Raw genomic sequence first — 14,158 nt, 5'->3', positions numbered from 1 at the left:
TCTGAAGCAATTCCCGGAAAACCGCTGCGCACTTTTCCGGGAATTGCTTCAGGAATTTTGTCGGTGGCGGAAGACGAAGCGTGAATAGCCGAAGAAGCTGAACGCCGTTGCCGCCGCTGATGCCAGCGTCAGCGCAATGATCGGTCTTAATGACGGCTCGGTCATCAGCAACGAGCTGAAAAGGGCGTAGTTCAGCAGGGCCGAGGTCAACCCGACCGAACCGTAGCGGAAGCCCTCCGCCGCAAGCGAGCGGTCGGACCGGCCGAAGGTGAAGTTGCGGTTGAGCACCCAGGTGGCAAGCAGCGCACTCGGGATCGAGATGGCGCGGCCGACGAAGGGTCCGAAAGGCGTAAACCACAGCAACAGATGCAGCACGCCCGCATCGACCACGAAGCCGACACTGCCAGCGATCAGGAAGCGAAAGAGCTTCTTCATGCAGCCTTGGCCCTTTTCTTCCGGCTTGCCGGCTTTTCGAGCTGTGCCACGTAAACGGTCCGGTCATCGCCGCTTTCACGCGAGGACGGTTTCGGCAGGCTCATATAGTGGATGCGCAGCTGTTCGGCGCGGGCGCGTGCCACGGAATCGAGGATGATACCGGCCGTAAACAGCATGAAGGCGATCATTGTCAGTGCCAGGGAGAGCATCCAACTCGGCATGCGCAATACCTGTCCGGTTTCGAAATACTCGATGAAGACCGGGATGGAGAAGCCGATGCTGAGCTCCATGGCAATGGCGCTCAGGATGCCAAAGAAGGCAAAAGGCCGGGTTTCCTTCATCAGCATCGCGAACATCCAGAGGATCTTGCCACCGTCGCGGAAAGTGGAAAGCTTCGAATGCGAACCTTCCGGCCGCCGTCCGTAATCGAGTTCCAGCTCGCTCACAGGCAGCTTCAGCCTGGAGGCATGCACCGACATCTCGGTCTCGATTTCAAAGCCGCCCGAAACGGCCGGAAAACTTTTGACGAAGCGGCGCGAGAAGGCGCGGTAGCCGGAAAAGATATCCGTGAAATCGGCACCGAAGATGGTGCGATAGAGCCAGTTGAAAATGCGGTTGCCGAAGGCGTGTCCCTGCCTGCCTGCATCATTATGCACGTTGCGCCGCGTACCGACGACCATATCCGATCCCTCGGTCAGCAGCGTGCGGATCAGCTCTTCTCCGTCCTCGGGCGCATAGGTTCCGTCGCCGTCGGCCATCAGATAGATGTCGGCTTCGATATCGGCGAACATGCGGCGCACCACATGTCCCTTGCCCTGCCGACGCTCGCGCACGACGGTTGCGCCGGCGAGCATGGCATGCAGCGCGGTGCCGTCAGTCGAATTATTGTCGTAGACATAGATCGCGGCCTGCGGCAGTGCCTTGCGGAAGCCGCGCACGACCTCGCCGATCGTTGCGGCTTCGTTGTAGCAGGGCAGGAGGACAGCGATGTTCAACTTCTCATTCGACATGGTCTTGGCCGGTTGCTGCGTGTGAAGTCAAGTCGAGGCCTGATTGACGATCCGGACGAGAGCTTATCCCGGTGGCTGTTAATAAGACCCTATGGCTGCGAAATAAAAAAGGCGGGGTACCGGCGTTGCGAAAAACATTCTCGTGATGAAAGCGGCTGAAGGCAGCAGCTTTACTTTTTTTTGATCGGCAACCGTTAGCGTATCGCCCCGACTATCCTTTCAACATGGGGTTCACCGAGATGGCGCAAACGCTGGCAATGCCGCCCGAGGCAGCCGGAACGGCAGAGAAGAAGGGACCCCTGCGCTGGTCTCATCCTGCTTTCGCTGCGCTCGTCTATGCCGCCATTGTCATCGTCGCGCAGCTCATCATTCATCGCAACCTCACGGACTATGTCGGGCCGGATAATGACGACGCCATGCGTCTTGTCGAAGTGCGCGATTTTCTCGCAGGCCAGGGCTGGTTCGACATGGTGCAGTACCGTCTCGGCCTTGCGGGCGGGACGCTGATGCATTGGTCGCGCTTCATCGATCTGCCGATTGCAAGCCTCATCCTCTTCTTCCGAATGTTCCTTTCACCAGAAAGCGCCGAGGCGGCGGCACTGACCGTCTGGCCGCTGATGCTCGTCCTGCCGCTGATGTTCTTCATGGGTCTTGCGGGCAGGCGCATCGCCGGTCTGCAGGGCATGCACTTCTCGCTGATCCTGACGGCACTCTTCGTCCTGCTCTCGCCGCGCTTCGTGCCGGGCTCCATCGATCACGATAATGTCCAGCTCGGCCTCGTCGCGCTTACTGTCGCAATGCTGGTCGACGAAAGTTACAGGCCTCGCAACTTTGCAATCGCTGCCATCGCCCTCGCCGCCCAGCTCGGTATCGGCGCAGAGACGACGCCCTTTGTCGCCATCGCCTGCATGTCTGTTGCCTGTTTGTGGGCTTGGAAAGGCGAGATATTCGCACCCGCTGCAAAAGCTTTTGCGCTGACGTTGACGGTTGCCGTCAGCGCCGCCTTCTTTTCGCTGGTGCCACCGCGCCTTTATTCGATGGTCACATGCGACAATCTCTCGCTCGGCTTTTATGGCATTACCAGCGCCGGCTGCGTCGGGCTTCTCCTGTCGTCCCTTTTTGCCAGCCATCTCTCCCGCCCCTGGCGCATTGCAATTCTCGCGGCCAACGGCGCATTCGTGTTGGCTACGACAGTAGCCCTCGCGCCGCAATGCCTGCGCAATCCGCTTTCCGATCTGGATCCCATGCTGGTGGATCTCTGGCTCAGCAGAGTGAGCGAGGCGCAATCGATTATCTCCGTAGCCCACCAACAGCCCGATACGCTCGGCGTTTTCTACGCAACGGGTCTTCTGGCGATGCTCGTCTGCGGCTTTCGTATCCTGCGGGGCAACCGCGCGAGCCTCCATGCAATGCTGATGGCACTGATCGCGATCAATTGGGTGATTACGCTGGTGCAGGTGCGCGGAGCCGAATTTGCCAATCTCCTGGCCATTCCGCCATTGGCGTTGTTGATTGCCGAATTGCGAAAAGACTACATGGCCGATCCCAGAAATCTGCGTTCGATCCTGCTCTATGCAGGGACGCTATTGGCCTCTGTCCCAGCCGTTTGGGCCGTGGGCGGCGCGCTTGCAAGCAAGGGGGTCGTCAATGGTTTTATGGTCGCAGCGCCGGTCAAGGCGGAAGAGACTGCCAATTGTGCCTCCAGGCAGGCTCTGGCACCGATTGCGGGTCTCGAGCCGGGCGTCGTCGCAGCGGCCTCCAATATGGGAGCGCCGCTTCTGCGCTTCACGCCGCACCGTACCCTTTCCGGTCCCTATCATCGCGATCCCGACGGGATGCTGGCCGAGCTGCATATCGGTCTTGCAGAGCCGCAACGGGCGGAAGCGCTTCTGCATGAGGCAAAGGTGACGATTGTCGCCTTCTGTAAGGGGGATCCCCAGGTGGAGTTAGTGAGTGAGCGGGCGCCGAAGGGGCTTTATGCGCAGCTGACTGCCGGGCATATCCCGGTCTATCTGGAGCCGATTGCGGCGCCGGCGGAATCGGATGTGCGGTTCTTCCGCGTCAAGCCGCAGGATTGATTTGGAGCGTTTCAGCTCCTCCTGGATTCTTTGAATCACTCCGCGTCACTTAAATTGGCGAAATCGCCAGACACTTCCTGACGTTGCTTTTAAGCGCGGCGATGCTCCACCATGTCGATGGTGACGAGGTAACCGATGAAGCCGAGATTGTAGCCGCCGAGCGCGATGAACAGCGTCGTCAGCGGCGGCGGAACGATCGATGTGGCGACGGCGGCCATGAAAGCGATGCTCACGAGTGCCACGCCGAGCAGCGCGCCGATCGTCGAGCGCTGCAGGCCGGCGGCAATTCCGATGATCGTGGCGGTCGCGAATATCATCGCTCCATATCCTCTTTACCAAGAATCATTTTGCACAGGTTTACGCGCAGATGGCTAAGAAAGCCTTTGTCAGCAGGGTTAACGCTTGATGAAGCAATAGGCTCCGCGCCCTTTGTGAGACATGCAAGGAGGCGGAAGCATCTCAAGTATGCGCACAATCCCGTCTTTCGATCGATTCAGACTTAAGCGGTATGAAGCAGGCTCCGAATTTACCGCGACATCGGGTAGAAGGGGGACATGAGCAGCTTTTTTGAGAATGATTCGCCTTCGAACCTGACGGAATACTCCGTCTCGGAACTATCCGGATCGATCAAACGCACGGTCGAGAATGCGTTCGACCAGGTGCGTGTGCGCGGGGAAATCTCCGGCTATCGTGGGCCGCATTCCTCGGGCCATGCCTACTTCTCGCTGAAGGATGATCGCGCGCGTATCGATGCGGTGATCTGGAAAGGCACATTTTCCAAGCTGAAATTCCGCCCTGAAGAGGGAATGGAGGTCATTGCAACGGGCAAGGTGACGACCTTCCCTGGATCGTCGAAATATCAGATCGTCATCGAAACCTTGGAGCCCGCCGGCGCCGGTGCCTTGATGGCGCTTTTGGAGGAACGCAAGCGCAAGCTTGCTGCCGAAGGCCTGTTCGATCCCGAGCGCAAGCGCCGGCTGCCTTTCATGCCCAAGGTGATCGGCGTGGTTACGTCGCCGACCGGCGCCGTCATCCGCGATATCCTGCATCGCATCTCTGATCGCTTCCCCGTACATGTACTGGTCTGGCCGGTGAAGGTACAGGGAGATGGCTCTGGCGATGAGGTGGCGAACGCCATTCGCGGCTTCAACGAATTTGCGCCCGGTGGCCCCATCCCGCGCCCCGATGTGCTGATTGTCGCGCGCGGCGGCGGCAGCCTCGAAGATCTCTGGAGTTTTAACGATGAGGCGGTCGTTCGTGCCGCCGCAGGTAGCGATATCCCGCTGATCTCGGCCGTCGGCCACGAGACAGACTGGACCTTGATCGACTACGCCGCCGACGTGCGCGCCCCGACGCCCACGGGTGCGGCGGAAATGGCCGTGCCGGTCAAAGCGGAACTTGAGGCGCAGCTTGCAAGCCTTGCTGCCCGGCTGCAGGGGGGAATGACGAGGCAGATGGACCAGCGGCGGCAGGCGGTTCGCGCGCTGCTGCGCGCTTTGCCTTCGCTCGACCAGATCCTGGCTTTGCCACGCCGCCGCTTCGATGAGGCCGCCGCCGGCCTTGGCCGCGGATTGGAGCTGAACACGCTGAACAAACGCCGTTCCTTCGAACGCACGGCCTCGCACCTCCGACCCGATATACTGTCGAACCGGATCGCCGAGCGCCGCCAGCAATTGGGCGAACGGATGACCCGCGCGGAGCGGACCATTGAGCGCATGCTCGACCGGTCCCGCGCTCGCATCGAACGCGCCGATGCCGTCTTCGCTACGTTGCCATCGCGCCTTGAGGCACAGACGGGGAGGGCTCGCGATCGCCTCGGCAATCTCGTCCGTCATGCCGATACGGCTATCCGCCATCAGCTGACCCGAGCGCGCAGCGAACTCACGGCGCAGGAGCGTATTCTGCAGTCGCTTTCCTACAAGAATGTCTTGAAGCGCGGATACGCTGTCGTGCGCGATGAGGACGACCGCCCGGTTTCGCTGGCGGCAGCCCTTTCGACGGGTGCCGCGATTTCGATCGAGTTTGCGGACGGCCGCATCGGGGCAGTCACCGGCGATGATGTCCCCCCACCGTCTTCATCCACGCCGCCATCAGGCACTGCGCCTTCGAAGAAACGCGCTACCAAACCGGCCGAGCCTGCCGCGCCACCGAAGCAGGGAAGCCTCTTCTGATGCGCATCCTGCTGGTGCTGGCCCATCCGCTGGAGGATAGTTTTGCTGCCGCGGTGGCAAAGCTTGCGCAAGAGACGCTCGTTGCTCGCGGCCATCAGGTCGATCTGCTCGATCTTTACCGTGAAGGCTTCGACCCACGTCTTTCAGAGGCCGAGCGGCGCGGCTATTTCGACCAGCCTTACGATGCCTCAGGTGTCAGCGATATCGTCGCGCGACTGCGAGCGGCGGAGGGACTGATCCTCGTCTTTCCGCAATGGTGGTTCAATTTCCCGGCGATCCTCAAGGGTTTCTTCGATCGCGCCTTTGCGCCCGGCGTTGCCTTCACCCATGATCCCGCCGGCGGACGTATCGTGCCTGAACTGACCAATATCCGCCTGTTCTGGGCGCTGACGACGACAGGCTCGCCGTGGTGGATCGTGCATCTCTACATGGGCAATCCGGTGCGGCGCCTGCTAAAGCGCGGCATCGCCGCCTTCTGTGCCAAGCGGCTCAATTTCCGCATGCTGGCGCTGCATGACATGGACCGCGTGACCGAAACCGGGCGCAAGGCGCATCTCGAACGCGTCAGGAAAGCGCTGGCGACGATCTGATCTCACGATTTCCGAAAAATATGCCGCGATGGAGATACCGCGGCATGATCGCATTCGAACGTCTGAGCTTTGGTTATGCCCATTCGCCCTTGCGCATGATGGGTACGCGCGAGCCATCGGCATTGATGCCGTCGATATCGACCTTGTCGGAACCGATCATCCAGTCGATGTGGATCAGGCTGGAATTGCCGCCCTGAGCCTTGATCTGTTCCTGGCTGAGCTTGGCGCCGTCGATGAAGCACTTGGAATAGCACTGGCCGAGCGCGATGTGGCAGGAGGCGTTTTCGTCGAAGAGCGTGTTGTAGAACAGGATGCCGCTCGCCGAAATCGGCGAGGAATGCGGCACCAGCGCGACTTCGCCGAGCCGGCGCGCGCCTTCGTCGGTGTCGAGCACCTTGTTCAGCACTTCCTCACCACGCGTCGCCTTGGCCTCGATGATGCGGCCGCCCTCGAAACGCACCTGGATATTGTCGATCAGCGTGCCCTGATGCGACAGCGGCTTCGTCGACGAGACATGGCCTTCGACACGCAACGCATGCGGCGTGGTGAAGACCTCTTCGGTCGGGATGTTCGGATTGCAGGTGATGCCGTTCTTGGCGGTAGACGCGCCGCCATGCCATTCATGGCCATCCGCCAGACCGACGGTCAGGTCGGTGCCGGGTCCCTGGAAATGCAGGGCGGAAAAACGCTGGCCGTTCATCCAGGCCGAGCGCTTGTGCAGATTGGCATTGTGCTCCGTCCAAGCCGCGATCGGATCTTCGACATCGACGCGCGAGGCAGAGAAGATCGCCTTGGCAAGTTTTGCGACCGCGATCGCCTCCGGATCATTCGGGAAGACCAGCTTCGCCCAGGAGGGATTCGGGTAGGAGACGATGTTCCAGTTGGTATCGAAATTCGAGATCTTTTCCAGCGCCGGCTTATAGGCGGCCGAATTGGCGCGGTTGGCACGCGCCACCTTGTTCGGGTCCTGATTGGACAGGAGCATCGGGTTGTCACCGGCAATGGCGAGGCGTGCTGTGTTGTTGGAGAAGGCCTTGGCCATGCCTTCGTAAAGCCATGTGGCGGCGCGGTCAAAGCTCGCATCCTGGCCGTATTCGTAGCGGGCGAGCGTCGTCTCTTCGTCGGAATAGAAGGTGGAGACGAGGCCTGCGCCGGCCTTGTAGGCTTCGCGCGTGATCAGCCGAACCAGCGGCATCGCCGCGACTGGCGCCGTTATCAGCAGATCCTGGCCTGCCTGCAGCTGCAACCCGACCCTTACGGCTACTTCCGCAAGCTTCTCCAGCTTGGCGTGATCGACGGGATGATGGTTGGGAATGGCTGATGTCATGGCAAAACCTGCGTGCTTGCTATCGAAAGATGGTTCAAAGACTTAGACCGGTTTGCGACGAAATTGAAGGCGCTATGTCCGATCTTGAAGATCGTCAGGCAATCAGGGGTGCAGCCTTGGCTTTAAGAGCGCTCAAGGCATCCTGCGGACTGAGGCGCACCTGAAGCCCGCGCTGGCCGCCGTTGATATAGACGTAAGCCTCGCTCATAGCCTGCGCCTCTATGGCCGTCGGCACAAGCTTCTTCTGGCCGAAGGGGCTGATGCCGCCGACATGATAGCCCGTCAGACGCTCGGCATCCGCGGGCTTCATCATGGCAGCCGATTTGCCGCCGAAGGCTGCGGCGAGCTTCTTCATGCTGACTTCGTGATCCGAGGGCACGACGACGCACACCGGCTTCCCGTCCACTTCGGCCATCAAGGTCTTCAATACCCGATGCGGCTCTTCGCCCAGCGCCTCCGCCGCCTGCAGGCCGACACGCTCCGCATTCGGATCGTAGTCATAGGCATGCACGGTGAAGGCGACTTTCGCCTGGGTCAGCACTTGCGTGGCGCGGGTGGTTTTTGACATTGCTCGCCTCTAGGTCGCCTTGCCGAATGCAGCCGCATAAATATCCGGCTTGAAGCCGATGAGCAATTTGCCGTCCGCTTCCAGCACCGGACGCTTGATCATCGAGGGCTGTGCCAACATCAGCTGAATGGCCTTGTCCTTCGAAAGATCGGTGCGGTCCGTTTCCGGCAAGGCCTTGAAGGTGGTGCCGGCCCGGTTGAGCACGACTTCCCATCCCGCTTCCTTCGTCCAGCGCTCCAGGTGATTCCGATCAATGCCGACGGCCTTGTAGTCGTGGAAGTCATAGGCAATGCCGTGGCGCTCGAGCCAGGTCCGGGCCTTCTTCATCGTGTCGCAGTTCTTGATGCCGTAAATGGTGATCGTCATGGCGAATCCGTCTCTTGCTGTCGGATAGCGCATAGCATGCGGATAAAGGCGGATGAAGGCCGCTCGGATGGGGAAGCGGTTCTCTCATCCGTTGCAGTTGCCAGCGATAATCGCATAAATATGCAGCATGCATATTTATAGTGCGGGTTGGAAGCATGGCGACGGACAAGGAAATATTGCGGCTGGAAAACCTCTTTGGCGCTATGAGCCTTGCTCTGGTGGACAAGATGGAGAAGGCTTTCGCCGATGAAACCGGCCTTGGCCCGAGCGCCATTGCCGCACTCGTTCAAATCGGCACCGAGCCGGGCCTGACGATCGAGACCCTGAGGCGGATGATCGCGCTCTCCCATTCCGCCACTGTGCGCCTGGTCGATCAGCTGGTGGCGTCCGGCCTCGTGCTGCGGGACGGCGGCGTCGAGGGAGACAAGCGAGCCCGCGCGCTGCAGCTGACAGAAAAAGGCCACTTGCTCTTTGATAGAAGTCTCTCCGCCCGCCGGGCCGTCATCCATCGGGCTTTTGGCGTTCTCAGCCCGGAGGAGACGGCCGAGTTCGGCCGCTTGGTCGAAAAGCTGCTGCCCGCCTTGGTCGATCTCGGCGATGACCAGGATGTGGTCTGTCGCGTGTGCGATCAAGGCGTTTGCGACCAGGATCGCTGCCCGATTGCCTTCATGACGTAGGCCCGGAACAGCGTCTTGACATTTTCATTATATATATGCACACTGCATACATATATTTCGAAGGGCGATGATTGTCGCCTTCGCTGACCTGAACATTGCCTGCATCAACTCGATCGGAGGCATGATCGCGATGGAAAATCGTTCAATTCTTGCCCGGCTGAGGGGTAAAGCGCGTGCCGCGCTTGCCGGAACGCAGCATCATGTCAATCGTTTCGGTGTGCTTCTCCGCGAGGCGGCGGCGATCGCTTTCATCATGCGCTGCAAGGTGATCGATCGCCGCTAAAGGAAATCAATCCTCAAGTGTTCCCGGTTTGCGGGCGACGGAGCTTGGTCTGTCCGAACCGATCTTCATCAGATCGCCGCGCCGGCGCACCAGCCGGTCCGAAACACGGGTGACGATCAGACCTGCCTGCGGCGCGCGGATATCGATGGCGCCGGCCGGCATACCCGGGGCGGTGATGATCGTCGCCAGCAGATCACCTTCTTCAACGCGCTCGCCGATATTGCGATGGAAAAGCACCGTGCCGGCCTGTGGTGCGCGGATCATCTCGACATTGTCGAGCGGCACGGCCGGTCCGCTAAAGGAGGTGCCGGGCGCGACGCCGTCGTCCTGTACCGCGCCGCGCGCGGCCAGGAAGCGCCAGAGTCCTTCGGCATCGTTCTTTGCCATTTCGGGATAGACATCGCGGGTGCCGCGCAATTCTACCGTAACTGAAAGCTTGCCCGGCAGCCTTGCCTTCTTCTCCCCCGGCACTTCGTATTTCCAGGCGAAGCTGACGGCCTCCTCGAAGGCCGAGCTTTCGCCATCCGACAGCAGCACCGCATCCATCTTGAGCGCCGCGGCAAGATCGGCGGCTTCAGGCCAGAATGCCTCGTCGATATAGGCATATTGCAGGGATTCGTCATCGCAATGCAGGTCGATCACCAGATCGGCACCGAGCGCCATATGGATCAGCTGACGTTTCAGCCGATCGACGGCCGGGTAGCGTTCCAGATTTTCGATCAGGAGATCGCGGTCGCGCAGCGAGATCAGCGGAAAGTCGCGGTTGAAGTTGGTGCGCGAACCCAGGTCGAAGCGCCCTTGCATCTCGCCGAAATGCGATTGCGCCGCGCCGATCGGATTGGCATGCGGCACCACGATGATATCGCTTAGAATGGCGCCTTCGGCTTCCGCTTGCCGAAGCCGCTCGCAGAGGAAATGCACCAAGGCCGTGCCCGGCAGCTCGCCGGCATGCAATGCGGCCTGAATATAGATCTTCGGCGCGTCTGCCTTGCTGCCGGCAAAATGCAGGACCGGCAGCCGCCAGGCGATCCCCGGAGTATCGCCTTCGATGACGATTTCGGTGACGTTCATGGGCGGGCCTCCTGCTGATGATGATCAGAGACCCATATCAAGCCTTAAAGGCAGCCTGCAACCGTTTGTCACCACATGCCGAAATCAGGACCGGGGACAAACAGCGCCAAAAAAGCTTTCAGCGGCTGCCATTCCTGCGCAGGCAGAAGCTCAGGATCAGGCTGAGCAATACCGCGCCGACACCGAAGGAGAAGGGTGCAGCATAGCCGAGATGATCCGCGAACAGGCCGGCGATCGGGCCGGTGCTCCCAAGCGACACGTCGAGGAAGATCGAATAGAGCCCGAGCGCGACGCCACGGTTCTGCGGCGGGATACGTTCCATGGCCTCATTGCCGAGCGCGGGGAAGACGGGCGCAAAGCCGGCGCCGGCGAGAGCCGCGCCGATGATGGCGACTATCGGCGATGGCGCAAAGGCAAGCGCCGCCAGGCCGATGATCTCGATGACAAGCGAGATGCGCACCAGCGGCAGACCGCCGAAGCGGGCGACAGCTTGCGCAAGACCCAGGCGCACGCCCATGAAGGCAAGGCCAAAGGCGCTGAGTGCAAAGGAGGCGCCGTCCCAGCTGCGGCTATGGAAGAACAGCGCGACGAAGGCCATGACGACGCCGAAGCCGCTCGAGGCAAGCGCAAGCGCGACGCCGTACGGTGCAACGCGGCTCAGCACCTGGCCGGTGCCGATGCCCTTTTCCTTTACGCCCGGAACCGGCGGCCGCGTTTGCGCGAGCATAAAGCCGGCAACCGCAAGGATGATGGTGACGACGCCGATGGCGAAGAAGCCGTATTGCCCTTGCAGCCAGGCGCCGATCGGGGCGGCGAGCGCAATGCCGCCGTAAGTGGCGATGCCGTTCCAGGAGATGATGCGCACGGTTTCACGCGATCCCATCAGGCCGATCGCCCAGGTGATCGCCGCCGTGCTCACCCAGCTCTCGCCAATGCCGAGCGCCAGCCGTCCCGCAAGCAGAAGGGCAAGGCTTGCTGCCGGGACTTGGATCGTAAAGGTGGAAGCGATGGTGAGTGCACCCGACAGACCGTAGGCAAGGAAGCCCAGAAAGACCGAGCGGCGGGGTCCATATTGATCGCAGAGCCGCCCGACATGGGCGCGGCTGACGATGGTTGCGACATATTGCGTGCTGACGGCGATGCCGGCCCAGACGACGCCGAAGCCGAGGCTGCTGTCGACATAGGTCGGCAACACTGCAAGCGGCAATCCGATGGCAAGGTAGCCGAAGAATGTCAGCGCGACGATCGATATGAGGGACAGGGTCGAAGTGGACCGGATGGTCTGGGAAGCAGTGTTCACGGGATATCGCCTGTGGGCACCGGCAGCGGTGTCCATGCTGTTTGCCACGAAGGATCGGGTTCGTATCGGATAGCCATGACGGCGGTGGCCTGAGAGCCGTGCGTCGCCATATGCAACCGGTATCAGGCAGGAGCAGGCATGGTCAACGAATTGCTGCCTTGCAGCAAAAACCATTGACGGGATGAATGGATTGTGCGTCGAAGCTAAAACACCCCATCGCCCCGCCGCCTCATCGCAATGAGCGGAGCCTGCCAGGAGGCTCCGCTCACCGGGCGTCACATCGTCAGAACGACGCTGGCCGTCGTTCGGCCCGCTTCGAGGTCGGCATGAGCTTGGGCGGCATCCTTCAGCTTGTATTCGGCGCCGATCGGGTTGACGAGCCCGTCCTGCAGCGCCGCCATCAGCGCCGTTGTGCCCTGGCGGTAGAGATCCGGATCGCTGGCATAGGTCAATACGCTCGGGCGCGACAGGCCGATGGCGCGAGGCGCGGTCAGCTCCTCTATCTGGATCGGCGGAATGGGGCCGGCCGGCTGGCCGAGGCTTGCGACCATGCCGAAGGGGCGGACGACCGCAAGCGTTTGCGAGAGCATGGTGCCGCCGATCCCGTCGACGGCAAGATGTACGCCGCGGCGATCGGCTATGCGACGTGTTTCCTGCCCCCAATCCTCGGATGTATGGAGGAGAACCACGTCGGCTCCGGCCTCATGGGCAAAGCCGGTCTTGGCTTCGGAACCGACCGTGGCGATGACGTTTGCTCCGATCCGCTTGGCAAGGCGGATGACGAGTTGGCCGAGGCCGCCGGCGCCGGCATGCACCAGCACCCATTCGCCTGCTTTCACGGGATAGACCTTCTGCAGCACCATTTGCGCCGTCAGCCCGCGCAGCATCGTGCTGCCGGCAGCCCGCTCGCTGACGCCGTCTGGCAATTTCACCAGCCGAGCGGCGGAAAGAGTGCGCACCTCCGCATAGCTGCCGAGGGGATGGCCGATATAGGCGACGCGGTCGCCGACCTTGAGCCCTTCGACTTCCGGACCGATCGCCTCGATGATGCCGGCGCCTTCGAAGCCGAGCACGCTCTGGCCGGGTGGGAGCGGATAAAGCCCGGAACGGACATAGATGTCGACGAAATTGACGCCGGAAATGCTCTGGCGGATCCGCGCCTGGCCGGGGCCGGGTTCAGTGACTGGTAGATCGACGGCTTTCATGGCTTCGGGTCCGCCGGGACCGGTAATGGCAATCGCTAGGGGCATAGGCAAGTCTCCTTTCGGGAGATCTTTGACCATAAGCGTCGACCTGAATAAATTCGGTATGAACTCACAATATCTGTGCAATAATGCACCGATGATTGATTGGCAGGACCTTCTTCACTTCGCCGCTCTGGCGAGAACCGGCTCGCTTTCGGCTGCCGCGCGGGAGCTGGGCGTCGATCACGCAACCGTCGGAAGGCGCATTGCGGCCCTGGAAAGGTCGCTCGATCTGCGCCTCATCGACCGTCGGCCGCGCACCTCGCCCTTGACCGCCGACGGCCGTGCCATCGCGGAACTGGCGGCGGGGATGGAGGAAAATGTCGAGGCCATCAGACGTTATTCGAAGAGCGCCGTCGCCGGCCTTTCCGCCGCGGTCAAGGTCAGTGCGCCGCCATCGATCGCTGCCCACCTTCTCGCTCCGAAGGCGACGCTTTTTCGTGAAGAGCACCCCGATATCACGCTGACCATTGCCGGTGTCACCCGTCGCGCCGCGCTGAATTACGGTGAAGCCGATATTGCCGTGCGCATGACGCGGCCGGAGGAAAGCGATTTGCTGGTGCGCCGCATCGGCGTCATGCGCTTCGGCCTCTACGCCATACCGAGCGTGGCGCAGATGCCGGAGAAGGATTGGGTGTTCATCGGTTACGATGCGGCGATGGAGCATCTGACGCAGCAGACCTGGCTGCGCAGCCTATTGGAAGGCCGCCCGATCGTGTTCCGCGCCACCGATGTCTTCGGCCAGCTGGAGGCTGCCCGAACCGGCCTCGGCGTCGTGGCGCTTCCCGCCTTTCTGGGCGATGGCGAGCCGGCATTGGTACGCCTGCCGGTGGCGGTGCCGTCGCCTGCGCGCGACCTCTGGCTCGTGACATATCCGGATCTGCGCCGCTCTCCGGCGATCCGCGCCGTCATGGATTTCGTCGCCGATACCATCGGGCGAAGCTGTCCGTTGCGTAACGGCAGCGACGCCGCAGCGTGACACACTGGTTTTGCTTATCATTTTCCTGTTGCAGACCAGACGCGAATCTCTATCCATAA

Annotated in this window: 15 protein-coding genes; 6 read left to right on the top strand and 9 right to left on the bottom strand. The window is 61.4% G+C overall.

What is annotated here, in order from left to right:
• Window positions 1-48: 48 nt before the first annotated feature.
• Together AC13QY_RS17730 and AC13QY_RS17725 are read right to left on the bottom strand one after the other, a co-directional pair.
• A complete protein-coding gene (locus AC13QY_RS17730; protein WP_113390833.1) occupies window positions 49-435 on the bottom strand; it encodes a GtrA family protein in 387 nt (128 codons plus the stop codon).
• Window positions 432-1,445 (bottom strand): glycosyltransferase, encoded by a 1,014-nt coding sequence (locus tag AC13QY_RS17725; RefSeq protein ID WP_113390834.1) that lies wholly within the window; start codon window positions 1,443-1,445, stop codon window positions 432-434. The genes AC13QY_RS17730 and AC13QY_RS17725 overlap by 4 nt, the downstream gene beginning before the upstream one ends.
• Before the next feature lie 239 nt (window positions 1,446-1,684).
• Between AC13QY_RS17725 and AC13QY_RS17720 the strand changes: the two genes are divergently transcribed.
• The gene (locus AC13QY_RS17720) at window positions 1,685-3,523 is read left to right on the top strand and encodes a hypothetical protein (protein ID WP_113390844.1); all 1,839 of its coding nucleotides are present in this window, start codon (window positions 1,685-1,687) and stop codon (window positions 3,521-3,523) included.
• 89 nt (window positions 3,524-3,612) lie between these two features.
• Here the strand turns inward: AC13QY_RS17720 and AC13QY_RS17715 are convergent, their stop codons facing one another.
• Window positions 3,613-3,840 (bottom strand): homogentisate export protein, encoded by a 228-nt coding sequence (locus AC13QY_RS17715; RefSeq protein WP_069611044.1) that lies wholly within the window; start codon window positions 3,838-3,840, stop codon window positions 3,613-3,615.
• A gap of 237 nt (window positions 3,841-4,077) precedes the next feature.
• Between AC13QY_RS17715 and xseA the strand changes: the two genes are divergently transcribed.
• Together xseA and AC13QY_RS17705 are read left to right on the top strand one after the other, a co-directional pair.
• Window positions 4,078-5,694: an exodeoxyribonuclease VII large subunit gene (gene xseA / locus AC13QY_RS17710; RefSeq protein ID WP_152093840.1), complete on the top strand. Its 1,617-nt coding sequence runs from the start codon at window positions 4,078-4,080 to the stop codon at window positions 5,692-5,694.
• Entirely contained in the window at window positions 5,694-6,284 is a 591-nt protein-coding gene (locus tag AC13QY_RS17705; protein ID WP_113329888.1) for an NAD(P)H-dependent oxidoreductase, read from the top strand. The genes xseA and AC13QY_RS17705 overlap by 1 nt, the downstream gene beginning before the upstream one ends.
• A 73-nt stretch (window positions 6,285-6,357) precedes the next feature.
• Here AC13QY_RS17705 and AC13QY_RS17700 read toward each other — a convergent pair whose 3' ends face one another.
• From AC13QY_RS17700 to AC13QY_RS17690, 3 genes are all read right to left on the bottom strand, one after another.
• Complete coding sequence (locus tag AC13QY_RS17700; RefSeq protein ID WP_113329889.1) at window positions 6,358-7,611, bottom strand: aminopeptidase; 1,254 nt, start codon at window positions 7,609-7,611, stop codon at window positions 6,358-6,360.
• A gap of 94 nt (window positions 7,612-7,705) precedes the next feature.
• Entirely contained in the window at window positions 7,706-8,179 is a 474-nt protein-coding gene (ybaK, locus tag AC13QY_RS17695; protein ID WP_113329890.1) for a Cys-tRNA(Pro) deacylase, read from the bottom strand.
• Between the two features lie 9 nt (window positions 8,180-8,188).
• Window positions 8,189-8,545: an ArsC family reductase gene (locus tag AC13QY_RS17690; RefSeq protein ID WP_113330039.1), complete on the bottom strand. Its 357-nt coding sequence runs from the start codon at window positions 8,543-8,545 to the stop codon at window positions 8,189-8,191.
• A gap of 155 nt (window positions 8,546-8,700) precedes the next feature.
• Between AC13QY_RS17690 and AC13QY_RS17685 the strand changes: the two genes are divergently transcribed.
• Both AC13QY_RS17685 and AC13QY_RS17680 read left to right on the top strand, forming a co-directional pair.
• The gene (locus AC13QY_RS17685) at window positions 8,701-9,222 is read left to right on the top strand and encodes a MarR family winged helix-turn-helix transcriptional regulator (RefSeq protein ID WP_113329891.1); all 522 of its coding nucleotides are present in this window, start codon (window positions 8,701-8,703) and stop codon (window positions 9,220-9,222) included.
• A gap of 130 nt (window positions 9,223-9,352) precedes the next feature.
• The gene (locus AC13QY_RS17680) at window positions 9,353-9,505 is read left to right on the top strand and encodes a hypothetical protein (RefSeq protein WP_162746315.1); all 153 of its coding nucleotides are present in this window, start codon (window positions 9,353-9,355) and stop codon (window positions 9,503-9,505) included.
• Between the two features lie 6 nt (window positions 9,506-9,511).
• Here AC13QY_RS17680 and AC13QY_RS17675 read toward each other — a convergent pair whose 3' ends face one another.
• From AC13QY_RS17675 to AC13QY_RS17665, 3 genes are all read right to left on the bottom strand, one after another.
• Entirely contained in the window at window positions 9,512-10,576 is a 1,065-nt protein-coding gene (locus tag AC13QY_RS17675; protein WP_113329893.1) for a M14 family zinc carboxypeptidase, read from the bottom strand.
• 118 nt (window positions 10,577-10,694) lie between these two features.
• Window positions 10,695-11,876: an MFS transporter gene (locus tag AC13QY_RS17670; RefSeq protein WP_152093838.1), complete on the bottom strand. Its 1,182-nt coding sequence runs from the start codon at window positions 11,874-11,876 to the stop codon at window positions 10,695-10,697.
• A 275-nt stretch (window positions 11,877-12,151) separates the two neighbouring features.
• Window positions 12,152-13,126 carry a quinone oxidoreductase family protein gene (locus AC13QY_RS17665; protein ID WP_152093837.1) on the bottom strand — a complete coding sequence of 325 codons (975 nt, stop codon included), beginning with the start codon at window positions 13,124-13,126 and terminating at the stop codon, window positions 12,152-12,154.
• Window positions 13,127-13,217: 91 nt separating this feature from the next.
• Between AC13QY_RS17665 and AC13QY_RS17660 the strand changes: the two genes are divergently transcribed.
• On the top strand, window positions 13,218-14,099 hold the full coding sequence (locus AC13QY_RS17660) for a LysR family transcriptional regulator (protein ID WP_488493750.1): 882 nt from the start codon (window positions 13,218-13,220) through the stop codon (window positions 14,097-14,099).
• Window positions 14,100-14,158 lie beyond the last annotated feature (59 nt).

Source organism: Martinezella sp. CNPSo 3795 (genome assembly GCF_057784475.1).
Note: the sequence above shows the minus strand (reverse complement) of the source record. Positions and strands in the feature narration are given on the sequence as shown.